Raw genomic sequence first — 21913 nt, forward strand, 5'->3', positions numbered from 1 at the left:
GGCAGCGGGACGTCACCGTCTCGTCTCCGCGTCCCGGCGCTCGTTCTCGTCGGGTTCGACGGCGTGCCGAGCAGGTCCGCCGGGTCAGGCGCACCGCGAGGGGTTCGAGCAGCGAGATCGGACACGCGTCCTGCCACGGTCCTCGGCGTGCCCGTCGGCCCGCTGCTTGATGAACCCGGTCCAGCCCGGCAACGCGGCGAGGTGGTGCTCGAATATCTCCTCCCAGCGGCCTTCCGGACAGTCCGAGAGGACGGTCTCCAGGGCCTCGACCGGTGACTCGGGGAGGTCCGAGGTGTCGTCGCAGCCGGGAATCTCGTCGTCGTACGGCGCCAGGTCGCGCCAGGCGGCGTAGAATCCCCGCTCGCGGCCCGGCATCGGCCACTCGGCCTGCCCCTGGTCGAGGAACGCGGCGAGCCACTTCGAGAGCACCCGGTCGACCCGCTCCGTCGCGGTGTCGGGCTCTGTTTCGTGCTCCGACTCGGCGGCGGCCATCTCGTCGAGCAAGGTTTCGGGGTCCCCGGAGACGCCGTGTGCGTGGAGTTCGTCGGCCAGCACGTCGGGGTCGATCCGGCCGTCCTCCCAGGCCCGGCGGAAGGCCGAGGGGCGGGGATAGCCGCGTCCGCCGAACAGCTGCTCGGCCTCCGCGACAGCGCGGTGGAACGGGCGGTCCTCGAACCCCGCGAGGGGGTTCGCCGTGACGAACGAGTGCAGCGGCCAGACCGAGCCGACCGTCTCGGCCGCGCGGTCGATGCTGTCTTCCAGGGTGGCGCGTTCAAGCGTCATTGTAGTCCTCCTTGCGGGTGAGAATCGTCTCCGGGTCCGGTTGCGAGCGGTTCAACAGCGCGACGTAGAGGCGCTCGCTGGAGCGGTGCCAGCCGAGTTCCGTCGCCAGGTACGAGACGGCGAACAGGGCGGCGACGCCGACGTGGACGGCAGTCAGTTCGGTCGGCGCCTTCGCCATCGGCGCGCCGGCGATCACCGTCGAGATGGCGTTGAACAGCACGCCGTAGGCGCCGATGGCCGCCAGGACGACGAGAGGCACGCTGACGAGCCTGACGACCGGCGAGAGGGTCGACCGCCGAGCACGTCGCGCGCGCGCGTGCATCGTCGTCAGGACGACGACGAACGCCAGGAAGAGCCCGCTGTCCAGATGCGTCCCCTTTCCGGTGAGGACTGCGAACAGGGCGCCGCCGCCCAGCGCCGTGAGCAGGCTGACGACGGCACCGGGGACCGAGAGCCGATTCCCTTTCGAGCGCTTCGGTGTCGTCTGCTCGACGGCCTCGCCGGACGAGAGGAACAGGTACGCCTTGTAGAAGCCGTGCAGGACGAGGTGGGTGATGGCGGCCGCGAAGAAGCCGAGCCCGCACTGGAGTATCATGAAGCCCATCTGGGCCATCGTCGAGGCGCCGAGCTTGCGCTTGACGTCGGTCTGGACGAGGAGCAAGGCCTGCCCGAGCAGCGTACTGAGCGCGCCGACGACGACGATCCCCGACATGACGGCGGTCTCGCCGGCGAACAGCGGCGCGAAGCGGGTCAACAGGATTCCGCCGGCGTTGACGAACCCGGCGTGCATCAGCGCCGACGCCGGCGTCGGCGCCGTCATCGACGACAGCAGCCAGGAGTGGAACGGGAACAGGGCCGACTGGATGATCGCCGCGAGGAAGAGACAGCCCACGGCAACGAGCGCGACGGTCCGCGGAAGAGAATCGACCTGACCGAGGATCCCGGTGATAGAGGTGGTGCCGGTCGCCCACACCAGCGCGGTCAGGCCGGCGGCCAGCAGCCCGCTGCTGGCGAGGAAGTACCGGCGTGCGGTCCCGGCTGCAGCCTGCGCCTGCGGCCAGTCGCGGACGTGCCCGATGAGCGAGGCCATGAGGAGCCCCATCGCAAGCCACGCCCCCGCGAACAGCACGACGTGGTCTGCCGCGGTCATCGTCATGACGACGAGCGTGAACGCGAAGATCCGAGCGAAGAACGCGTCGAGATAGCGGTCCCCGGCCATGTAACGGCGGGAGTAGCTGTGGACGATGCCGCTGAAGAAGGTGACCACCACCCACATGACCGCGGTCAGCCCGTCGATCACGACCAGGCCCGCGACCCCCCATTCGGACCCGCTCGTAACCGACAGTGCGAGCGCGGCCGCGCCGAGGAGGAAGAGGGCCCAGACCGCCCCGGTCGCCGCTCGGGGACGAACGAAGCCGACGGAACCGTCGTTTCAGCGGGCTGTACGGCGTCGTTCGCTCGCGTTTGGCCAGTCATCGTTTGGATCCTCGACCAGTCTGTCTCGCTTCCGCGACGCCCGTCGGGGTCGGGTCGCAGACGAGTGGTCGTCGTTACACCACTGTAGAACAATCTGGTTATTATATCCTCCGATATGACCAGTCTGTTCGATATTCAGTGCATGATAGAACATTATAGTCATTGTACTGTACCCCACAGCACAGGTCGGCGCAGAGAATCCCCGGAATCGCCGAAACGGCCCAACAGTCGGTTTTCGGCGCTCGCTGGCGATCCAGACCGGAGACGCACTACCGGTGATTCGGAGACGAGCGTCCGGGGCGGTACACCGAAACGAGAACGGATCGGTCCCTACTGCCCCACGAACGAACAGTTCGATCGAGAACGGCGAGCGATATCCGTTCCCGTTCGACAGTTCGTTCGTCCCGAGCGCAACGCCGACACCGAACAGGTCGCTCCGGGGGACTGCTTATCGAGCGCGTTTGCGCGTGGAACGGTCGGTGGCCGGTATCACCGCGAGGAGAAGTCGTCGAACGGAGTCGACTCGTGGCTGCGGACGAGCACCTCGTCGGCGACGGTCAGTCCCATGTCGAGGAGTTCCTGCGCGACCGGCGTGATGTCGCCGTCGGTCTCGCCGACGGCCGTCACGAGGAGGTTCTTCTCGCCCGTGACCAGTTCCTGCACCGAGACGACGCCCGAGATGTCGAGGATATCGTCGATGATTTCGCCGCGTTCGGGGATCGGGGCGGTGCAGAACAGCAGCATCCGGAGGGGGTAGCCGGACTTCTGGTAGTCGACGTCGGCGCTGTACCCCTTGATCACCCCCTCCGATTCGAGTCGCTGGATGCGCTTCCGGACCGTGCTCGACGAGGCGTCGGTCCGCTCGGCGATCTCGCCCGAGGAGAGGTTGCGCGCGTCCTCCTGCAGCGCGGCGAGGATCTCCGATCGGTCTCGTCGAGTTCGTAATCGACCATACTCCCGATTCCCGCCGGAGAACATAAGGAACTTCGGCTGTCAGTCCGGTTCCGTCGTCGACTACCGACTCTCGCGCTGTTCGACCTTGTTCAACTCGATCAGCAGTCGGAAGATGGCCTTGACGAGGTTGGAGTCGACGTCGAACTGCTCGGCGTTCTCGCCGGCGCGATCCATGACCGCTTGTTCCTGATCCTCGTCGGTCGTCGGCAGATCGCGCTCGTCTTTGACCTGGGCGATCGTGTCGGCGACGTAGGTCCGCTGGGCGATCAACTCGACGATCTCGCGGTCGATCGTCCGGATCTCCTCGCGGAGTTCGTCCAGGCTCATCTCCTCGGCGTACTGGGTGGATTCGTCGTCGCTCATGTGATTCGTGTGCCCTCCGTTTGCGTGGTCGTCAGCAGCGTCTTCCCCTCCCGGGCGCCCCACTGCTCGCGCAGCGTCTCCAGCGCCGCCCGCTCGCCGACGGCGGTGAAGCTTGGCCGGTCCCCGACAGCGAGACGCCGTCGACGACGGGCATCGCCTCGACGATGGGGTCGGTCGAGAAGTCGAGCGCGGCGCAGAAGGCCAGTCCGTTGACAGTCATCGCGCGCTCGAAGTCGCCGTCGAGCGCGAGGTCGGCCACGAGTTCGGCCATCGGTGCGACCCGCTCGCAGCGCTCGACGTCCGCGTCCGCGGAGAACGAGCGCTCGGGCGGCGTCCAAACGAGGACGTGCCAGTCGCGCTCCTCGCGGGCGAGGAGTTCGTCGGCGGTGTTGTCGGTGACGGTGACGCCGCCGAGCATGCTCGCGCTGGCGTCGTCGAACGCGCCGGTGACCGTGACGCCGGCGTCGCGGGCGGCCTGCACGCCGATGCGACAGGCGTCTTCGCGCGAGACCTCGTCCGCGGCGCCGAGCGCGTCGAGCGTCGCCAGCACTGTCGCGTTGGCGGCCGCGCTCGAACTCTTGAGGCCCGAGGCCATCGGCACGTCGCTCTCGGTGCGGACCCGGCCGCCCTCGCCGTCGCCGAAGCGGTCGGTGACGGCGGCGACGCACCGTTCGATCAGCGCCGTGTCGGCGTCGGGGTCCTCGGCGACCCGACCGGTGACGGCGTCGGTCGCGGGGTCGAGCGACCGTCGCGGTGGTGTACTCGTCGATGGCGAAGGCCGACCCCGTGCCGGTCGCGAGCGCGTTCAACACCGTCCCCGCCGCGGGGGCGACTGCCTGTCCTTCCATCGTCCGTCTGTCTTCCCGGGCGGTATTTACCTCTGTGGGAATCCGGCAAGCGGAGCGTCCGGGGCGTCCGACGCGAGCGGAACGCGACGCTTTTGGGGTGCTGGCGGGAACGAACGGGTATGAGCGCGCGCAACGACGTGCCGCCGGACACGCTCGGGGTCGAACTGACCGAGGACGGCGTCGTCGTCGAGTACCACGACGGTCGCGAGGTCTTCTACCGCGGCGTCCCGACGGCGGTCGAGGACAGCGTCCGCGCCGGTCCCGGCAAGGAGGTCCACGTGCTGGTCACCGACGAGACCGAGACGCAGGGCATCATGCTCTACATCAACGACCTGAACACGCACGACGACATCCTCCAGGACACCGGCGTCGGCCGCGTCATGATCGAGGACGGCGAGGAGGAGACGCTCTTCCAGGGCGTGACCGCCAGCGCCGAGGCCCACCGGGTCGAGGTGGAGGCGGACCTCTCGGTGGTCAACGGGCGCGTGTTCGTCTTCGCCGAGGACGAGATGGGCGAGCGCAGTTACGAGATCGTCGAGAACGCGTAGCGGGCACGCCTGGTGGTCACTCCCCGATCACGGATTTTCCCCTTTGGGCCCTCACTGGATGTACGACGGCTCTTCGGCGTCGCAGTTCTCCTCGTGCTGTCGCGCGTCGGACTGGTCGTCGAACATCAACCCGCAGGCCTCGCACTTGTACCAGGTCATCTCGTCGCGCTCGGTAGTCACGACCATGGTAGAGTGTGCGTCGGCAACCGGTAAAGGCGTTTCTCCAGTCTGACGGACGATCGGTCTCACGTGCGGACAGATCAGATCCAGCATCCGGCCGAGAACCGGACACGTCGATCAGTGAGTAAGTTACTGGCCGGTCCATTCCAATTGATGGCCGACCCGGATGACGGTAACTAAGACGCTATTCAGTGGAGAATGACGCCCTCTTATCCGGTGATCTCCGCTACGTAAGCTGTCACAATCTCTATTCTCGTTCGAGTTGTTTGTTAACGTTGCCCAAAGTGAGGTGCATCATGGCGTCACAGCAGACGGTCCAAGAAGTAGAAGAATCGCTCGGACAGGTACCTGGGTGGATGGAGATCATCGCGGAGCCAGCAAGCGACCACTGGGGGATCTTCCGGGATCTCAACCTCGGGGAGACCGAACTCTCTCCGCGCGAGAAAGCGCTCATCGGCGTGAGCGCAGCGGCGGCGATGAACTGTCCCTACTGCACGTACTTCCACAAGGAAGAAGCTCGATTTGCGGGCGTATCGGAGGCCGAACTCAAGGAGGCGGTCAACGTAGCCGGCATAACCGAGTACTTCTCGACGCTGCTGCACGGGAACGAATACGAGGAAGCGGAGTTCGCCACCGAGACGGACGAGATATTCGAGCACATCCGGGACCAACAGGCCGCCCAGGCCGACGACTGAACGAACTGACTCCGGGACCAGTCTCTTTTCTTTGCGACGAGACGCAGAGTTGAGGAGCCCCGACCCCGGGCAGAGAACCCGGTTACTAATTTCAGCACGGTTCTCAGCCGATCTTCTGGTAAATCCGTTTCGCGCGTAGAGGAGTCGATTCTGATTGAACCGCTGTGGAAGGAAACCGACTGACTACAACCGCAGAAATTGCTGGAGAAGAAAGCCCGACAGGGGTCGCACCCGCCCCGCACAGCGCCGCAGACGGCCACACGACTCCCCAACCGATTCGCTCCCTACAGTCGCTCACTCACATGATGTCGTCGCGAGATGAAACTCGCGACAGCGCGCGCCACCGCGATTTTTCTTTTTGCGGTCCCTGTATGCATCCGGCGCCGAAGGGTCCCCGAACTCGCGCGGAGCGCGAGTTCGGCCTTTTCACCCATGCTGCTGGGGGCGCTGCGCGCGACCCCGGCGAAAAAGATGGTGAGGAAGCATAAAGAGCGTCGGCCCGGTAGGTCGGATATGGGAAGCGGCGACGCCATCGAGGTCTCCGTCGAGGGTGCGAACAAGCGGGACGCAGGCCGCGGGATCGCGAGAGTGCCCGAGGCCGTCCGGTCCCGGTTGGGGGTATTGAGCGGCGACCCGCTCGTCATCGAGGGCGATCGGGCGACGGTCGCGAAGGCATGGCCCGAGAGCGGCGACGGCGCGTACATCCGCATCGACGCCGACACGCGCGCCAACGCCGGTGTGAACATCGGCGACACCGTCACGGTCGAGCAGACCTCCGTCCGCGAGGCCGACAGCCTCACCGTCCGGCTCGCGCAGACGGTCGGACTGGACGACAAGCAGCAGGAAGCCGCCGTCCGCCGGGCGCTGCTCGACCGGCCGCTCCGGGAGGGCGAGCAGGTCCACATCGACGGCGTCGGCGCGTTCGCCGTCTCGGGGACCGACCCCGCCGGCGCGGTACGCGTGACCGACGAGACGGACATCACCGTGTTGCCGCCGATCCAGGGCGGGACCGGGAGCGCGGGGACCGGCGGGACGAGCGGATCTGGGACGGAAACAGGCGGGACCGGAACCGGTGGCGCCGCCGGCGGGTCGACCGCCTCGGCGGACTCGAACGCCGGCTCGACGCCCGACGAATCCGCCTCGCGGACGGGCGTCTCTTACGAGGACATCGGCGGGCTCGACGACGAACTCGACCAGGTCCGGGAGATGATCGAACTCCCGCTGTCCGAGCCCGAACTGTTCACCCGGCTGGGCATCTCGCCGCCGCGCGGTGTCCTCCTGCACGGGCCGCCCGGCACCGGGAAGACGCTCATCGCCCGTGCGGTCGCCAACGAGGTCGACGCGTACTTCGACGTGATCTCCGGGCCGGAGGTCGTCTCGAAGTACAAGGGCGAGAGCGAGGAGCGCCTGCGCGAGGCGTTCGCCCGCGCCGAGGAGAACGCCCCGGCCATCGTCTTCATCGACGAGATCGACGCGATCGCTGGCGAACGCGACGAGGACTCGGACATGGAAAATCGGGTGGTCGCGCAGTTGCTGACGCTGCTCGACGGGCTCGAAGAGCGCGGCCAGGTCATCGTCATCGGCGCGACCAACCGCGTCGACAGCATCGACCCCGCGCTCCGACGGGGCGGGCGTTTCGATCGGGAGATCGAGATCGGAGTGCCCGACGAGACCGGCCGGAGGGAGATTCTCGACGTTCACACGCGCGGCATGCCGCTCGCCGAGGACGTCGACCTCGACCGCGTCGCCGCTCGGACGCACGGCTTCGTCGGGGCGGACCTCCACACGCTGACGACCGAGGCGGCGATGCACGCGCTGCGGCGGACCCGAGACGAGCCACAGGTGACGCGCGAAGACATGGAGGCGGCGCTGCGGGCGGTCGAGCCCTCGGCGATGCGCGAGTACGTCGCCGAGTCGCCCACGGTCACGTTCGAGGACGTGGGCGGGCTGGCCGAGGCGAAATCGACGCTGGAACAGGCGGTCGAGTGGCCGCTGGAGTACGGGCCGCTGTTCGATGCGACGAACACCGACCCGCCCTCCGGCGTGTTGCTCTACGGACCGCCCGGCACGGGGAAGACGCTGCTGGCCCGCGCCGTCGCCGGCGAGAGCGGCGTCAACTTCATCCGCGTCGCCGGCCCCGAACTGATGGATCGGTACGTCGGCGAGAGCGAGAAGGCGGTCCGCGAGGTGTTCGACCGCGCGCGCCAGACCGCGCCGGCCATCGTCTTCTTCGACGAGATCGACGGCATCGCCGGCGGGCGCATGGAGGGCAACGAGGTGACCGAGCGGGTCGTCTCGCAGTTGCTGACGGAGATGGACAGCGCCGCCGAGAACCCGAACATCGTCGTCCTCGCGGCCACGAATCGCCGCGACATGCTCGACGACGCGCTCCTGCGACCGGGCCGGCTGGAACAGCACGTCGAGGTTCCGAACCCGGACGAGCACGGCCGGCGGGCGATCCTCGACGTCCACACCGAGGGCAAGCCGCTCGGCGACGACGTGGACCTGGACGACCTCGCGGCCGAGACCGAGGGACTCTCCGGCGCCCAGATCGAGTCGCTCGTCCGCGCGGCGTCGATGCGGGCTATCAGCGAGGTCGCGGCGGGCGTCGACCCCGCGGAGGCCAACGAGCGCGCCGGCGACGTCGTCATCGGGAGAGACGACTTCGAGGCGGCGCTGGAACGGATCGAGGCCGCACAGTAGCGGTCCGCCCGCTCGGCCCGGCCGAGACCGCACGCGGTCGTCGGGGTTTGACCCGTCCGACGGGTGGCTTTTTCACGTCGCCGGTGCAATATTTACCGAAACCATGAGCGACCAGCAAGCGGATCCCCACCGGCACTACGTCGACGGCGAGTGGACGGCGGGCGAGAGCGAGGAGACGTTCGTCAGTCAGAATCCGGCGACCGGTGAGACGCTGGGCGAGTTCTACCGCGGGACGCCCGCGGACGTCGAGCGGGCGGTCTCCGCCGCGGAGGAGGCCTTCGAGGAGTGGCGTGCGATGTCCTACATCGACCGGGCCGAGGTGCTCTGGGACGTCTACCACGAGCCTCGCGACCGAACCGACGAACTCGGCGAGATCGTCACCCGCGAGTGCGGCAAGGAGATCAGCGAGGGCCGCGCGGACGTGGTGGAGGCCGCCCACATGGTCGAGTGGGCGGCCGGCAACGCACGGCACCCCCACGGCGACGTGGTCCCCTCGGAGATCGCCGCCAAGGACGCCTACATGCGGCGCAAGCCTCGCGGCGTCGTCGGCTGCATCACCCCGTGGAACTTCCCGGTCGCCATCCCGTTCTGGCACATGGCCGTCGCGCTCGTCGAGGGCAACACCGTCGTCTGGAAGCCCGCCGAGCAGACGCCCTGGTGCGGCCAGATCGTCGCCGAGATGATGGTCGACGCGGGCGTCCCCGACGGCGTGTTCAACGTGATCCAGGGCTTCGGCGACGCCGGCAACGCCATCGTCGAGGACGAGCGGGTCAGCACCGTCCTGTTCACCGGCTCCGCCGAGGTCGGCCACAAGATCGACGAGAAACTCGGCGGCGTCCCCGGCCGCGACGCCGCCCTGGAGATGGGCGGCAAGAACGGCATCGTGATCACCGCGAACGCCGACCTGGACATCGCGGTGCACTCGGCGGTGATGTCCTCGTTCAAGACGACCGGGCAGCGCTGCGTCTCCAGCGAGCGCCTCATCGTCCACACCGACGTCTACGACGAGTTCAAGGAGCGCTTCGTCGACCTCGCCGAGGACGTGGCCGTGGGCGACCCTCGACGAGGACACGTTCATGGGCCCGCTCATCGAGAATCCCCACCGGGTGAAGGTCGAGGAATACGCCGACCTCGCCCGCGAAGAGGGCGTGAACGTCCTCGTCGACCGGACGGACCTCGACGCCGACGAGATCCCCGACGGCCACGAGGACGGCCACTGGGTCGGACCGTTCGTCTACGAGGCCGACCCCGACGCGGACCTGCGCTGTACCCACGAGGAGGTGTTCGGCCCGCACGTCGCGCTGCTGGAGTACGACGGCGACATCGAGCGCGCGGTCGAGATCCACAACGACACCGAGTACGGCCTCGCCGGCGCCATCGTCTCCGAGGACTACCGCGAGATCAACTACTACCGCGACTACGCCGAAGTCGGGCTGGCCTACGGCAACCCCTGCATCGGGGCGGAAGTCCCCCTTCGGCGGCGTGAAGAAGTCGGGCAAGGGCTCTCCGAGCGCCCGCGAGGTCATCGAGGCCGTCACCGAGCGGACCGCCTGGACGCTCAACAACTCCAAGGACATCCAGATGGCACAGGGCCTCTCCGCCGACATCAAGACCGAAGAGGACTGACCAGCCCGTTTCGGCGTCTGGTCGTTCGTTCTGGCGCGCGCTGTCGCGCGTCTCGTCGTTCTCGTGAGCGAAGCGAACGAGAGCCAGCGAGAGCAAAGCTCTCGCCAGGCGCGACGAAACCGCGCGAGGTCTTCGTGAACGGAGTGAACGAAGGCTTGTCAGAGCTTGCTCTGACTGTGGATGAACAGCGTCGTCCGAGAGAGCGGAGCTCTCTCGTGATCTCGAAAATCGAGGATTTTCGGCGACAGCGAAGCGAGCAGCGCAGTCGGTTGGGGAGGTACGAGGTGCTGTGCGGTGCGGTCCCTGGCGGACTGAAAGGGCGAGGCTTCGTCGTCGCCCCCGCGACGCAAGCACTGGAAGGAGCGAAGCGACTGAAGCGCACAGCGAGCGGCGGCGTCACGAGCGTGCCGAGGGCTTTCAACGCCTGCTGTCGTCTCTTGTCAGGCCCGTCTGTCGAGCGGCAGTTCCGTGCCCGGATGCAACTCTCGGGTGGACAGACGGTACCACTCGAACGCGGAAAGCGAGAGGAGACGGGCCGTGGACGAGGAGGCGGGCCGCGGATGACCTGTCCGGACAGGTGCCGCGGCCGGTCGACGTGGCCTGGCCGAGCGCGGTTGTAGTGCCGGGTACGACGTGAAAAGCGTCTCGCCGGCAGGTACGCGTAACGGGTCCACTGATATAAACCTCGTGACTGAGAGCCGGCCGTCGGGTACCGACGGCGGACCATCCGGTCGGGGACGCGCCCGTCGTCAGTTCTCCTCGGCGTCCGCGTCTGAATCCGATTCGTCGGGACCCGACTCGCCGGTAGCGGCCGAGCCGTCCGACGACGCCTGACCCTCGTCGCCGTCCGAGTTCGTCGCTGCGGTGCGCTCGGATTCGGCTGGGGCCTCGACGTCGCCGACGACTCCGTCGTCCCGGGCGGGGAGTCCACCGGAGTCCGGCCGGTTCCCGACGACGGGGAGCCGCGAGGGGGCACCGAAGCGGCGGCCGGCCCGGACGACGAGGACGGCCGGGAGGCCGAGTCCCACGACCCACGGGAGCGCGGCGACGCCGGCGATGAACGCGGTGCGGGCGAACCGAACGAGGCCGGCGAGCGAACTGAGGAAGACGGCGACGGGCGACTGCTCGTGGAACGGCGTCCGTTCGCCAGTCGGCGGCGACTCGGGTTCGGGCTCGGCTCGCGGAGTTCGACGCGGAGCCGAGAAGGCCACCTGGTCCCGGAGCGAGCGCTTCTGCGCTTCGAGGCGTTCGATCTCTCCCTGGACGGAGGAGAGCCGCTCCTGGACGTGCAACAGTTCCTCGGTCGTGTTCGCCGACTCGTACAGCGAGCGGAGGCGGTCGCGCTGGGCGCGGAGGTTCTCCAGTCTGGCGTTCAGGTCGACCAGCTTGTCGGTCACGTCCTTCGTGTTCGTGTCCGCGGACAGCACGGTCCCCTGCCCGCGCGAGGAGTCGAACATGGCAGTGAAGTTCGACGAGGGGACCCGCACCTCGACGTAGCCCGTCCGCCAGGTCTCGTTCTCGCTGCGGTGGAGCGTCGACTCGGAGGCCGACACGTACCCGCCGAGTGCGACCGCGCGGGACTCGATGGCCGTCTCGGCGGCCGAGTAGTTCTCGACTTCGACGGCCACGGAACCCGTCTTGATGAGCGCGCGGTCGACGCTCGCTGCCGCACCGCCGCCCTCGGCGTCGTCGGCGCTGAACTGTTCGTTGGATGCTTCCCCGCTGCCGTCGCCGCTACCGGCGTCACCGCCGTCAGCGCCTCCGCTTCCGCCGTCGCCGCCGTCTCCCCCGGCCCCGTCGCCGCTCTGGGCTTTCTGGAGGTCGGCCGCGTCACCGCTGCCGCTCCCACCCATCCCCGAGCAGCCGGCCAGAACGACGAGCACGACCACGAGTACCGCTGATTTCCGAGCCATACCGGGTCGATCCGTCGCCGCTGATAAAGGGGTACCGTCGAATCAAAGACGCGCTTGAACTATCGGCGGCGGTCGTCGAGCGCCGGGAAGTCGCTCCGGACTTCCTCGACGCGGTCGCGGTCGACGTCGGCGGTGACGAGCGCGGACTCGTCGCCGGTACTCGCGACCGCCGTTCCCCAGGGGTCGTAGACCGCCGAGCGGCCCAACAGCGTCGAGTCGTCGAACGTGCCGACGCCGTTGACGGCGCCGACGTAACAGAGGTTCTCGACGGCGCGGGTCCGCGGGAACAGCCGCCAGTGCTCGACCCGCGGGTACGGCCACGCGCTCGGGACGAGCACGAGCGTCGCGCCCGCGTCGACGAGGTCGCGGTACAGCGAGGGGAACCGCAGGTCGTAGCAGGTCGTCATCCCGACGACGTGGTCGTCGAACGCCACCGTCGGGAGCGACTCGCCGGGCACGAGCAGTTCCTGCTCGGCCGACCCGTAGCCGAAGAGGTGGTGTTTCCGATAGACGGCGCGGCGCTCGCCGTCGCGGTCCAGGAAGACCGAGGCGTTGGCGAACCCTTCCGCCGCGGGGGTCTCCACGCCGGCCTCGTGGGAGGCCGCAAGGTCCTCGACGATGCTGCCGGCGAGGACGCCGACGCCGTGCTCGCGGGCGCTCTCGGCGAGCGCGGAGACGGTCGGGCCGGTGACGCTCTCGGCGCGGCGCTCGTAGAGGTCGAACGCGAAGTAGCCGACGTTGAATATCTCCGGGAGCGCGACCAGATCCGCACCGGCCGCGGCCGCGTCGGCGACCGCAGAGCGGGCGCGTTCGACGTTGTCCGCGACCGCACCGCGCTCTATCCGGATCTGGGCGAGCGCGAGTCTCACACTTCGACCTCGAGGTCCTCGACGAGGGCGGCTTCGAGGTTGTCGAGCTCGTCGTCGAGGTTTCGCTTGAAGAAGCGCTCGACGCCGGGGAGCGAGCCGTCGACGACGAACCGGTTCGTCAGCTTCGTCCCCGTCTCGGTCTCGGTGAGTTCGTGCTCGCCGACGACGTTCATCACCTTCGAGCGGCCGACGAAGCGGACGTACTCGGGGGCGCGACGCTCCTCGTCCTCGGTCTCGATGGCGATGGTCCTGTCGATCACGGGGATCGGGAGCCGGATGTTCCAGGTCGCGCTGCCGTCGTCGTGGACCGTGTAGTCTTTGACGACGCTGATCGCGCTGGCGCGTTTCCGGGGTCGGCGATGAATTCCCAGACACGGTCGCGGTCGACAGGTAACTCGAACGACCGCTCCACCCGGACAGTCATGTCCTCACTTCGGACTGCGGCACCTAAAAAGCCAGTTAACTGAGCGTGACACGCCAGGTCGTCGAGCGCGCGCGTCCCCACTTCTCGATCTCGACTTCGTCCGACTCCTCGTCGAGTTTCGGCAGGCGCGCACCGACCTGCTTGGAGGAGAGGCCGATGTGGTCCGCGATGTTCTTGGCTCTGAAATAACTCTGCCCGCGCGAGACGCTGTCGCGCAGGTAATCCAGAATCTCTGTCCTCCTCGCCGAGTTCGCTCATGGCTCTCTGTAGGTCTCGAACGCCCTTAACAATTCCTTACGCGTTCCGATGCCCGTAGAGGTGGATGCCCGCGATCGAGAGCACGCCGGCGGTCATCGCCAGCGCGAAACTCCAGCCCGCGACGATCTGGTCGTGGTACCCGACGAGCATCCCGACGGCGCCCACGACCGCGAGGACTGCGAACGCCAGTCCCAGCCCGATGCTCATGTCCGTCCCTGTGGCTGCCTCGGTCATGCCCGGTTCTTCCGTCACTCAGTACTTAATTCAACGGGATCCTACCGAGCCCAGAGAGATCGAGGTCGCGGACCGACTACCCGCCGGGCCGGACTGAAAACGCCGTCTCAGTCGCCGGTCGAGTCCGACTGGATCGTCGTGTGCTCGGACTCCTCGTTGAGGGCGAGGTTCGTCGCGATCTCCGCGTTCCGAACGGCGTACTGGGCGGTCTGTTGCAGGCTCACGAGCACCTCGCGGACCTGGAGGACGTCCTCGTTGGACATCTCGTCGAGGTCGGAGAGGATCTCGGCCTCGCGGTCGCCCACCTCGGCGAACATCTCGCGGACCTCGATGGCGATGTCGTAGTCGCGCTCGACGGCCGCCTCGACGGCCCGCTCGGTGATCTCGTTGACCTGGTCGGTGAACTCCCGGATCCGCCGCATCGTCGAGGAGTCGACGTTCAGCGAGTGGCCGTCGGTCTCCAGGGCGATCTCGGCGATGTCCTCCGCGTTGTCGGCGGTCAACAGGTTCTTCGCGATCGAGCGGTACCCGATGAGCGGGAAGCCGTCGTTCAGGCCGACGGCGCGCGCGAGGTTCGGGTTCTGGTAGGAGGTGAAGATGAGCCGCAGGAGCAGGACGAAGATCTTGTTGGCCTGTCGCTCCCGGTTCAGCGCGCGCTGAGCGAGATCGGGGTTGCCGTGAGCGAGCGCCTTGACGGCCTCGTTCCGCATGGTCGAGCCCGTGCTCTCCAGCCGTTCGAGGAGGTTGTCGAGGCTGAAGTCCTCCGGGTCGACCGAGCAGCGGATGGCGATGCGCTCGGGCGTCTCCTCGACGACGCCGAGGCCCATGAGCTGCGTCTCGGCGTTGTAGACGGCGTTGATGTGCGAGCTCTCCAGCGTGCCGTTCTCGCCGGCGCGACGTGGATGATGCGCCGGCCGAGCACGTACTGCGAGAGGATGGCCCGCTCCAGGGCGTCGGCGTTGAGGTCCTCGGCGTGGATGATGGCCTCGGACTCCTCGCCCTGGACCGACTCGGGCATGACGGTGAGCGTCCCCTTGCCGCCCATCCGCAGCGAGACCTCGTCGCCCTTCTCGACGTTGTGCTCTTTGGCCCACTTCGCAGGCAAGGTCATCGCCAGCGCCGACGGACCCAGCCGCTGGACTTTCCGTGTTTCCATACCCTTCCTTATCTTCTCGCGACCTTAATTGTATCCATACACGGTATAATATTCGTCTGAATACTATTACGCTTCCTGGACACACGTCCAGGAATCATCCGCCCTCCCGCTGAGGGAGTGACACCCGCGGCTACGGAGCGCTTCGATCGGCGTAGAACGCGGTCGGACCCCGCTTCGGTCACTCGATCTTCACGAGGCGGCGCTCGTAGCGGCCCACCCGGACGCGGTGCCAACCGCGGAGTTCGGCGTCCAGGTCGGGGTCGCCCGTGTCGACGCGGAGGACGTCCAGGTCGTCGAGTTTGGATCGCGTGGCGACGATCTCGACCCCCGAGCGGCGGATCACGTCGGGCGATATCTGCTGGTTGCCGCGGCCGAAGACGAACCCCTGGCCGCCGATAGGCGAGACGACGACTACGTTGCGGTCACCGAGTGCCGATCCGATGTCCGAGGCGCTCCCGTCGCGGACGACCACCTCGCCGTCTCGCCACACGTCGACGCCGAGCGGCGTCCCCTCGAAGCCGAGGTTCGCCTTGATCGCCCCCACCGTCCCGCCGGGCCCGAGGACGTAGGTCACGCCGGGCTGGACCTCCTCGGCGACCCCCTCGGCGAGCGTCTCGACCGTCCCGCCGCCGGTCTGCTTGCTCGCCTGGCGCTCGTCGGCGACCGGCGTCTTGGCGATGGCTCGCAACTCGGTCGAGACCTCCTGGGCTCGATAGGCGTCTTCGTCCACGTCGTTGACTTCGCCGGTCTCCACGTCGTCGAACGACGCCGCGACGATCCCGGCCTCCCGCGGACGCACCGCGAACACCGAAGAGTAGATCTTCACGCCCGCCGGCACGCCGAGGATAGGGATCTCGCTATCGAGGTCGCCGAGCGTCTCGGCCACGTCCACGGCCGTGCCGTCGCCACCGACGAACAGGATGAGGTCCACCTCCGCGTCAACGAACGCCCGGACCGCCGCACGTGTGTCGGCCGCCGTAGTCTCGGCCGTTCCCGACTGCTCGCTCTCCGGTCCGCCGACGACCACGGGATCGAATCCAGCCGCGCGGGCGGCGTCTTCGCCCATGGGGCCCGCGAACGCGAGCAGTTCCACGCTGGCATCGGTCTCCGCGAGCGCGTCCAGCGCCGCCCGCGCCCGCTCGGGTGCGCGGGGTTCGGCCCCGCGCTCGCGCGCCTCGTCGACTTTCCCGTCGGTGCCCTTCAGCCCGACTCGCCCGCCCATGCCGGCGATCGGGTTGACGACCACGCCGATCCGTCGCATCGTCCGTGCTACGCGAGGACCGGTCAAAAGCGACCCGCATCGACGGACAGCGACCCCAGGGGTGGACCGCGGCGGAAAATCGGGCGGTTTTACATCGGACGGTCCGAAAGCACGGCCATGTTCATCCCACTGCAGGAAGGCGTGCAGGGCGGACTCGTCAATCTCGCGGGGTACGTGCTGCTGTTCGGCGGACTGGTCCTGACCGCGATCTGGTGGAAGGTCCTCTACCGGTAGAACGGACCGAGAAACTCACTCCGCGTCGGGCGCGCCGACACGGTCACGCAGCCACGCCGCGGCGTCCTCGACCTCGCCCTCGTCGCCCTGAATCCTGATGCGCACGGAGTCGCCGGGGTAGCTCCCGACGGTCACGTCGAACGTCCGTCGCAGGTCGTCGATGCGGTCGAGCAGCGCGCTCGGCTCGTCCGCGACGACGGTCGCGACGTGTTTGACCTCCGGCGAAGTCGTCGGCGACCGTCTCGAACATGGCCTTCATCTCCGTGGGGACGCCCGGGAGGACGTAGACGCTCCCGATCACGCACCCCGGCGCGACGCCTTCGGGGTTTTCGAGCAGTCGAGCGCCACGGGGAATCTCCGCGGTCCCCTCGGCGAGGTCGTCGGCGGCGTACCCGCCTTCGGCCTCCAGCCAGTCCAGCACCTCCTGGCTCTCGACGACTTCGCGACCGAACGCGGCGGCGACCTCCATGGTCACGTCGTCGTGCGTCGGGCCGACGCCGCCGGTGACGAGCACGGCGTCGTACTCCGCGCGGTACTCGTTGACGACGCGGGCGATGTCGGCGACGCGGTCGGGCAGGGTCGTGACCCGCTCGACGTCGACGCCGCGCTCGTGCAGTCGCTCCCCCAGCCAGGCGGCGTTGGTGTTCACGGTGTCGCCGACGAGCAACTCGTCGCCGACCGTGACGATGGCAACGCGCATACCCGCCGTAGGAACCGTACCCGTAAAAGGTCGCCCGCTTCGAGCCGTCCGTCACGCCCCGTTCGGCCCGTCCGCGGTCAGTGCGTCCGGCGTCGTCAGCCCGCAGTCAGTTAGCCCAAGTCAGCGCATCCCCGGCGGCGGGCCGTCGTCGTCGAACTCGTCGGTCTCCGTCTCCACGTCTAACCCGATCTCCTCGCGCCTGCGTTCGAGGACGCGGATCTGCCGGAGGTAGTAGAGCGCGCCGCCGATGCCGACCAGCGTCAGGATCCCCGACGCCGCCGAACAGCAGCAGGTCACGCGCGAGGTAGTACCTGACGAGTATCGGACCGCGCTGGACTTCGTTCCAGCGGACCGTCATCCGGCCCGTCTCCTCGTTCAGCGGCGTCGTGTAGTCGCCGGGTGACACCTTCGAGAGGAGCGGCACGCCGACCCGGGCCTGCGGCGGGAGCGTCACCTCGACCGAGTGCGGCGAGTCGACGAACAGCGGCGTCGCGAACCGCTTGGCGTTGGGCCGCTCGGCCGTGAACGCCACCTGACCGCCCGCCTGCGGGAGCGTGACGTTCGCCCGCGACTGGCCGTGCTCGACGCCGAGATTCGACCGGTTGGCCGGTTTCACGACGGTCCCGTTGGGGAAGCGAAAGCGCAACGCCGCGATCTGCAACGGCTCCTCGGTGCCGAGTTCGTCGCGCTGGTAGAGCTCGATGTACGACTGGTTCTCCACGGCGATGACGCCGGTGAACTGGCCCCTGGAGACGTTGTAGGTCGTCGTCGCGTTCGTGTCCCAGTCGTAACTGGCGTTCCGGTTGAGTTCGGTCTGGTCCGGGCCGCCACCGAAGGGGGAGGTGCAGCCGGCCAGGGCGACCAGTACCGCGAGCAGCGCCAGGGCGGGAACCAGTCGGCGCCTCATGGAACGACGCAGAGGAGTTCGGAGGGCATGTACTGCCCGATGCTCGCGAGGAGCCCGGGCGGGTCGGTCTCCTCGCCGCAGACGATGCTCTGTTCGAGAAGCCCGAGGCGCTCGACGGTGACGATGTCCTGGGCGTGGCCCGCGCGGTTGACCGTCGCGCGCGCTTCCGCCCGCGTCGCCGAGTTGACGTTCACGCGACCGTTCCCGCGCGTCCACTCGTAGAGGCGGTCCCGCTCCGCGTCGGCGAGGCGCGCCGGTTCGCCCTCCGCGGGGTCGCCCGCGACGAAGCGCATCGGGAGGTGCTGGACGAGGCCGAACCGCGTGCGGATCTGCTCGGGGGTCCCCTGGCCGAGACCGATCTCGTCGGCGGGGATCCGCACCTCGTTCCCGAAGCCGACGTCGAAGACGAACCCGTCGTCGTCCCAGGCGCCGAGCGTACCGACGTACTCCTCGCCGGGTTCGAACTCCGGCGTCAGCTTGCCCCACTCCTCGGCGAGGGCGTTGCGCGCGACAGTCGCGTCGTCGCCCTCGACGGTGACGGTCGGGAACTCGTCGTCGCGCAGGCCGACCGTGAACGACACGTCGAGGTCGCCGACGGTGTTGTCGACCAGCGAGCGCAGCGAGTCGAGCGAGCGCTCGCGGGCGTCGCCCTCGACGTAGACCTTGGTTGCGAGTACGACCATCAGGCCTCGGTTCCGCGGTCGACGTTCAGTTCGTCGCGCAGTTCCTCGATGCGCCGCTCCATGGCGCCGACCAGGCGCGTGTTCTCCATCGCCTCGACCGGGTTGCCGCAGTCGGGGCACTCGAAGCCGAACTCCATGGCCTCGCCGAACTCGAAGCGGATGCCGCAGGTCTCACAGAGGTAGAACTCGTTGTCCTTCTCGTAGTCCTCGCGCTCCTCGAGGGCCTCCAGCAGGCGGTACATCTCCGATTCGAGCTGCTCGGGGATCTTCTCGTACTCGAAGGTCCAGAGGTACGTGAGCCACCCCGAGTCCTCGTCGCGCAGGCGACGGTAGCTCGCCAGGTCGTTCTCGTAGAGGATGAACAGCGCCCGCCGCACGTCGTTGAGCTCCAGCCCGAGCTCCTCGGCGAGCTCCTCGTCGGTCACCTCGCCGTCCGGCGGCGCCGCCGCCACCGGCATCCCTTTCGGGCCGACCAGCTCGTGTAGGTACTTCTGAATAACGGGGTCCTCCAGAAGGTCGTCAAACGCCATTACGGTGTTCTCAGTGCGTGAGGCGTTTAAAAGCACCGAACGACGGAGCTTCCGGCTCCGTCCGCCCGCGCCCGCGGCCGGTCCCGACAGCCGCGGAATCGCCCGCTCACCGCTCGCCGCTCGTGTCCTCGACCTTCTTGCCGGTCTCCTTCGGGACCACGGTTCGGTCGGCGTCCTCCCACTCGCGGTCGAGTTCGCGGCCGTCGAACAGCCGGTCGAGCGTGACTGCCAGCGACGCTACCTCGGAGTGAGGCTGGTTCGTGACGGCGACGTTGTGGTCTGCCCGCTCGTACACGTCGAACGGGACCTTCTCTGCGCCGACGACGAACAGGACGGGCGTGCGGTCGTCGAGCGCGTCCCGGAGGTCGCCCTCCACGTCCTGGACCGGCAGGCCGTACATCGTGAGGTGGACGACCACGCCGTCCCAGTCGCGGATGACCGCCTTGGGCGAGTCGGTGACCTCCACGTCGAACGGGCCGCCGAAGCGGTCGGTGATGTCACGGACGGTGTCGGCGGGAGAGGACGCCTCGGGGCCGAAGACGACGCCGTCGGCGCCGAGCGCCCGCGCGGTGAGGCCGACGTGGGTCGTCATCCGGTCGTCGCGGCCCGGCCGATGCCCCAGGCGCAAGACGGCGACTTCGGGTTCGTCGTTCATGCTCCGCGGCTACGCGAGCCCCGTTTAGAGCCTTCCGAAGGAAATCCGGCCGGCGACGAGATTCAGAACCGCCTGCGACCGATTCACTCGCCGTCCGGGTCCCGCTCACCTTCCGTCCGCATTCCGCTCATCCGCCGTCCGGACGCGCGCTCTCGATCGCGGACCGGACCGTCCCCCACCCGAACCCGTCGAGCATGCTCCCGTCGACGACGACTGTCGGCGTGCCGCGGACGCCCGCGCCGATCCCCTGCTGTTTGTCCTCCCGGATCACCGTCCGGAACGTCCGCCCCTCGGCGGCCGACCGGACGGCGTCGCCGTCGACGCCCTCCTCGTCGGCAAGGTCGGCGTACGTCCCCGGGCCGAGGTCGGACTGGTTGTCGAACAGCCGGTCGGTGAAGGCGAAGAAGGTCTCGTCGTCCGCCTCGTGCTGGACGGCCCGCGCCGCGTTCGCGGCGGTGTACGACTGCGGCTCGTGCATGTCGAGGGGGAAGTCGTAGTGCTCGTACCGGACGACGCCCTGCTCGACGTACTCGCTCGCGATGTTCGGTTTGACCTGCGCGTTGAACTGGCGACAGGCCGGACACGCCAGGTCCTTGTAGACGCCCACGGTCACGGGCGCGTCATCGCTCCCCAGCGTCGGCGCCGGGAGCGACACGTCCCGCGCGGTCGCCGTCCCGCCGCTCCCGGGCTGTGAGACGAGCCCGCCACAGCCGGCCAGCCCCGCGGCGACGGTCGCGGCCGCACCGGCGAGGAACCGCCGTCTGCTCCCCGTACGTCTCCCCGAATCCTGCATGTGTGGCTGCTAGCTCCGTGCGATTGATACGACTGTCGGTCACACGTTCGGGCGAGCCGGAGCCGACCGGCCGCGACCGGCCGCGACCGATCGGAGGCGCCTACGTCTGCGCCCGCCTGGTGACCGGAACGCACATGTCGGCAGTGGACGACGTTCGGGTATGGATCTCTCCGGCAAGCGACTGGTCGTCACCGGCGGGGCGGGCTTCGTCGGCTCGCACCTCTGTGCCCGACTGGTCGACGACAACGAGGTCGTCTCGGTCGACGACTTCTCGAACGGCGAGCGCGAGTGGCTCCCCGACGGCGCCGAAGTCGTCGAGGGCGACCTGACCGACCCCGACGTCGCCGCGGAGGCGATCACCGAGGACGTCGACGGGGTCTTCCACTTCGCGGCGAACAAGAACGCGGCCGCCGACGACGTCGACCAGTACCGCTTCAACAACCGCCTCACCGAGACAGTCATCGAGCGCATGGACGAGGTCGGCGCGACAACATCGCGTTCACCTCCTCGACGGTCTACGGCGAGGCGCCGCGACCGACGCCCGAGGACTACGCGCCGCTGGAACCGATCAGCATCTACGGTGCGAGCAAACTCGGCGAGGAGAGCCTCCTCTCGGTGTACGCCCACAGCCACGACTTCACCGTCTGGGTCTACCGCTTCGCCAACATCGTCGGCCCGCGCCTGCAACTGGGCGCGGTGATCCCGGACTTCATCGACAAACTGGACGACGACCCCGAGTCGCTCACCATCCTCGGCGACGGCCGCCAGGAGAAGTCGTACATGCACGTCGAGGACTGCGTCGACGCGATGTGCCACGTCGTCGAGCGCGCGAGCGACGACTTCAACGTCTACAACCTGGGGACGCGGACGACCACCTCGGTGACGACCATCGCCGACATCGTCAGCGAGGAGATGGGCCTCGACCCCGACTACGAGTACACGGGCGGCGACCGCGGGTGGGTCGGCGACGTGCCGCGGATGCGACTCTCCATCGAGAAGCTCTCCGCCCTCGGCTGGGAGCCCGAGGGGTCCAGCGACGACGCGGTCAGGCGAGCGACCCGGGAGCTACTCGCGGAGTGAGCGGCCGTAGTTCGCGCCGCGCTTCCGCGACCGAACCGTC

15 protein-coding genes and 9 pseudogenes are annotated in these 21913 nt (G+C 68.3%); 5 read left to right on the forward strand and 19 right to left on the reverse strand.

All coding sequences use genetic code 11. The annotated features are described in order from the left end of the window. Positions 1-32: 32 nt before the first annotated feature. The 5 genes and pseudogenes from PSC72_RS00005 to PSC72_RS00025 all read right to left on the reverse strand — a co-directional run. Positions 33-783: pseudogene (locus tag PSC72_RS00005) on the reverse strand (putative inorganic carbon transporter subunit DabA); the annotation flags it as partial. Then, a pseudogene (locus PSC72_RS00010) lies at positions 773-2259 on the reverse strand (proton-conducting transporter transmembrane domain-containing protein). The pseudogenes PSC72_RS00005 and PSC72_RS00010, both read right to left, overlap by 11 nt. Positions 2260-2748: 489 nt before the next feature. Further along, positions 2749-3212: pseudogene (locus PSC72_RS00015) on the reverse strand (Lrp/AsnC family transcriptional regulator). Between the two features lie 61 nt (positions 3213-3273). Next, a complete protein-coding gene (locus tag PSC72_RS00020; RefSeq protein WP_382260925.1) occupies positions 3274-3576 on the reverse strand; it encodes a chorismate mutase in 303 nt (100 codons plus the stop codon). Further along, positions 3573-4424: pseudogene (locus PSC72_RS00025) on the reverse strand (shikimate kinase). Before PSC72_RS00025 ends, PSC72_RS00020 begins: the two are co-directional and overlap by 4 nt. 119 nt (positions 4425-4543) lie before the next feature. On the opposite strand from PSC72_RS00025, the gene PSC72_RS00030 reads away from it, so the two are divergent. After that, positions 4544-4972, forward strand: coding sequence for a DUF5796 family protein (locus PSC72_RS00030; RefSeq protein WP_274323843.1), 429 nt, complete (start codon positions 4544-4546; stop codon positions 4970-4972). A 51-nt stretch (positions 4973-5023) separates the two neighbouring features. Here PSC72_RS00030 and PSC72_RS00035 read toward each other — a convergent pair whose 3' ends face one another. Beyond that, entirely contained in the window at positions 5024-5158 is a 135-nt protein-coding gene (locus PSC72_RS00035; protein WP_268895806.1) for a DUF7128 family protein, read from the reverse strand. A gap of 290 nt (positions 5159-5448) precedes the next feature. On the opposite strand from PSC72_RS00035, the gene PSC72_RS00040 reads away from it, so the two are divergent. The 3 genes and pseudogenes from PSC72_RS00040 to PSC72_RS00050 all read left to right on the forward strand — a co-directional run bounded on the left by PSC72_RS00040 (position 5449) and on the right by PSC72_RS00050 (position 10176). Next, positions 5449-5847: a carboxymuconolactone decarboxylase family protein gene (locus tag PSC72_RS00040; protein ID WP_274323887.1), complete on the forward strand. Its 399-nt coding sequence runs from the start codon at positions 5449-5451 to the stop codon at positions 5845-5847. A gap of 513 nt (positions 5848-6360) precedes the next feature. Continuing rightward, positions 6361-8550 carry an AAA family ATPase gene (locus tag PSC72_RS00045; protein WP_274323888.1) on the forward strand — a complete coding sequence of 730 codons (2190 nt, stop codon included), beginning with the start codon at positions 6361-6363 and terminating at the stop codon, positions 8548-8550. 103 nt (positions 8551-8653) lie between these two features. Continuing rightward, positions 8654-10176, forward strand: a pseudogene (locus tag PSC72_RS00050) (aldehyde dehydrogenase family protein). A 749-nt stretch (positions 10177-10925) separates the two neighbouring features. Here PSC72_RS00050 and PSC72_RS00055 read toward each other — a convergent pair. The 13 genes and pseudogenes from PSC72_RS00055 to PSC72_RS00120 all read right to left on the reverse strand — a co-directional run bounded on the left by PSC72_RS00055 (position 10926) and on the right by PSC72_RS00120 (position 20793). Next, on the reverse strand, positions 10926-12089 hold the full coding sequence (locus tag PSC72_RS00055; protein WP_274323889.1) for a DUF4349 domain-containing protein: 1164 nt from the start codon (positions 12087-12089) through the stop codon (positions 10926-10928). Positions 12090-12148: 59 nt separating this feature from the next. After that, positions 12149-12958, reverse strand: a complete 810-nt coding sequence (locus PSC72_RS00060; RefSeq protein ID WP_274323847.1) for a nitrilase-related carbon-nitrogen hydrolase — start codon at positions 12956-12958, stop codon at positions 12149-12151. After that, positions 12955-13382 (reverse strand): annotated as a pseudogene (locus PSC72_RS00065) (CoxG family protein). The gene PSC72_RS00060 and the pseudogene PSC72_RS00065 overlap by 4 nt, the downstream one beginning before the upstream one ends. A gap of 35 nt (positions 13383-13417) precedes the next feature. Further along, positions 13418-13612: a DUF7123 family protein gene (locus PSC72_RS00070; RefSeq protein WP_382261831.1), complete on the reverse strand. Its 195-nt coding sequence runs from the start codon at positions 13610-13612 to the stop codon at positions 13418-13420. A 64-nt stretch (positions 13613-13676) separates the two neighbouring features. Continuing rightward, a complete protein-coding gene (locus PSC72_RS00075) occupies positions 13677-13874 on the reverse strand; it encodes a DUF7525 family protein (RefSeq protein ID WP_274323850.1) in 198 nt (65 codons plus the stop codon). A 107-nt stretch (positions 13875-13981) separates the two neighbouring features. Then, positions 13982-15030, reverse strand: a pseudogene (locus PSC72_RS00080) (PhoU domain-containing protein). A gap of 178 nt (positions 15031-15208) precedes the next feature. Next, positions 15209-16291 carry an ATP-NAD kinase family protein gene (locus tag PSC72_RS00085; protein WP_274323852.1) on the reverse strand — a complete coding sequence of 361 codons (1083 nt, stop codon included), beginning with the start codon at positions 16289-16291 and terminating at the stop codon, positions 15209-15211. Between the two features lie 249 nt (positions 16292-16540). After that, a pseudogene (locus PSC72_RS00090) lies at positions 16541-17225 on the reverse strand (competence/damage-inducible protein A). A gap of 106 nt (positions 17226-17331) precedes the next feature. After that, positions 17332-18132 carry a DUF5803 family protein gene (locus tag PSC72_RS00100; protein ID WP_456071264.1) on the reverse strand — a complete coding sequence of 267 codons (801 nt, stop codon included), beginning with the start codon at positions 18130-18132 and terminating at the stop codon, positions 17332-17334. Further along, positions 18129-18815: a DUF2110 family protein gene (locus tag PSC72_RS00105; protein WP_274323890.1), complete on the reverse strand. Its 687-nt coding sequence runs from the start codon at positions 18813-18815 to the stop codon at positions 18129-18131. Before PSC72_RS00105 ends, PSC72_RS00100 begins: the two co-directional genes overlap by 4 nt. Beyond that, positions 18815-19345, reverse strand: a complete 531-nt coding sequence (locus tag PSC72_RS00110; RefSeq protein WP_274323891.1) for a transcription factor — start codon at positions 19343-19345, stop codon at positions 18815-18817. Before PSC72_RS00110 ends, PSC72_RS00105 begins: the two co-directional genes overlap by 1 nt. A gap of 106 nt (positions 19346-19451) precedes the next feature. Further along, on the reverse strand, positions 19452-20000 hold the full coding sequence (locus PSC72_RS00115; RefSeq protein WP_274323857.1) for a tRNA (cytidine(56)-2'-O)-methyltransferase: 549 nt from the start codon (positions 19998-20000) through the stop codon (positions 19452-19454). A 127-nt stretch (positions 20001-20127) separates the two neighbouring features. Further along, on the reverse strand, positions 20128-20793 hold the full coding sequence (locus tag PSC72_RS00120) for a DsbA family protein (RefSeq protein ID WP_274323892.1): 666 nt from the start codon (positions 20791-20793) through the stop codon (positions 20128-20130). Positions 20794-20953: 160 nt separating this feature from the next. Here PSC72_RS00120 and PSC72_RS00125 point away from each other — a divergent pair. Beyond that, positions 20954-21873, forward strand: a pseudogene (locus tag PSC72_RS00125) (NAD-dependent epimerase/dehydratase family protein). Positions 21874-21913: the final 40 nt, after the last annotated feature.

The organism is Halosimplex aquaticum, assembly GCF_028747785.1.
Taxonomy (GTDB): Archaea; Halobacteriota; Halobacteria; order Halobacteriales; family Haloarculaceae; genus Halosimplex; species Halosimplex aquaticum.

What these genes read in the sequence shown, in the direction of transcription:
- PSC72_RS00105 (WP_274323890.1), bottom strand. Translation starts at nt 18,815, where the DNA reads ATGGTCGTACTCGCAACCAAGGTCTACGTCGAGGGCGACGCCCGCGAG.
- PSC72_RS00075 (WP_274323850.1), bottom strand. Translation starts at nt 13,874, where the DNA reads ATGACCGAGGCAGCCACAGGGACGGACATGAGCATCGGGCTGGGACTG.
- PSC72_RS00030 (WP_274323843.1), top strand. Translation starts at nt 4,544, where the DNA reads ATGAGCGCGCGCAACGACGTGCCGCCGGACACGCTCGGGGTCGAACTG.
- PSC72_RS00120 (WP_274323892.1), bottom strand. Translation starts at nt 20,793, where the DNA reads ATGCAGGATTCGGGGAGACGTACGGGGAGCAGACGGCGGTTCCTCGCC.
- PSC72_RS00085 (WP_274323852.1), bottom strand. Translation starts at nt 16,291, where the DNA reads ATGCGACGGATCGGCGTGGTCGTCAACCCGATCGCCGGCATGGGCGGG.
- PSC72_RS00115 (WP_274323857.1), bottom strand. Translation starts at nt 20,000, where the DNA reads ATGAACGACGAACCCGAAGTCGCCGTCTTGCGCCTGGGGCATCGGCCG.
- PSC72_RS00110 (WP_274323891.1), bottom strand. Translation starts at nt 19,345, where the DNA reads ATGGCGTTTGACGACCTTCTGGAGGACCCCGTTATTCAGAAGTACCTA.
- PSC72_RS00035 (WP_268895806.1), bottom strand. Translation starts at nt 5,158, where the DNA reads ATGGTCGTGACTACCGAGCGCGACGAGATGACCTGGTACAAGTGCGAG.
- PSC72_RS00100 (WP_456071264.1), bottom strand. Translation starts at nt 18,132, where the DNA reads ATGAGGCGCCGACTGGTTCCCGCCCTGGCGCTGCTCGCGGTACTGGTC.
- PSC72_RS00040 (WP_274323887.1), top strand. Translation starts at nt 5,449, where the DNA reads ATGGCGTCACAGCAGACGGTCCAAGAAGTAGAAGAATCGCTCGGACAG.
- PSC72_RS00055 (WP_274323889.1), bottom strand. Translation starts at nt 12,089, where the DNA reads ATGGCTCGGAAATCAGCGGTACTCGTGGTCGTGCTCGTCGTTCTGGCC.
- PSC72_RS00020 (WP_382260925.1), bottom strand. Translation starts at nt 3,576, where the DNA reads ATGAGCGACGACGAATCCACCCAGTACGCCGAGGAGATGAGCCTGGAC.
- PSC72_RS00045 (WP_274323888.1), top strand. Translation starts at nt 6,361, where the DNA reads ATGGGAAGCGGCGACGCCATCGAGGTCTCCGTCGAGGGTGCGAACAAG.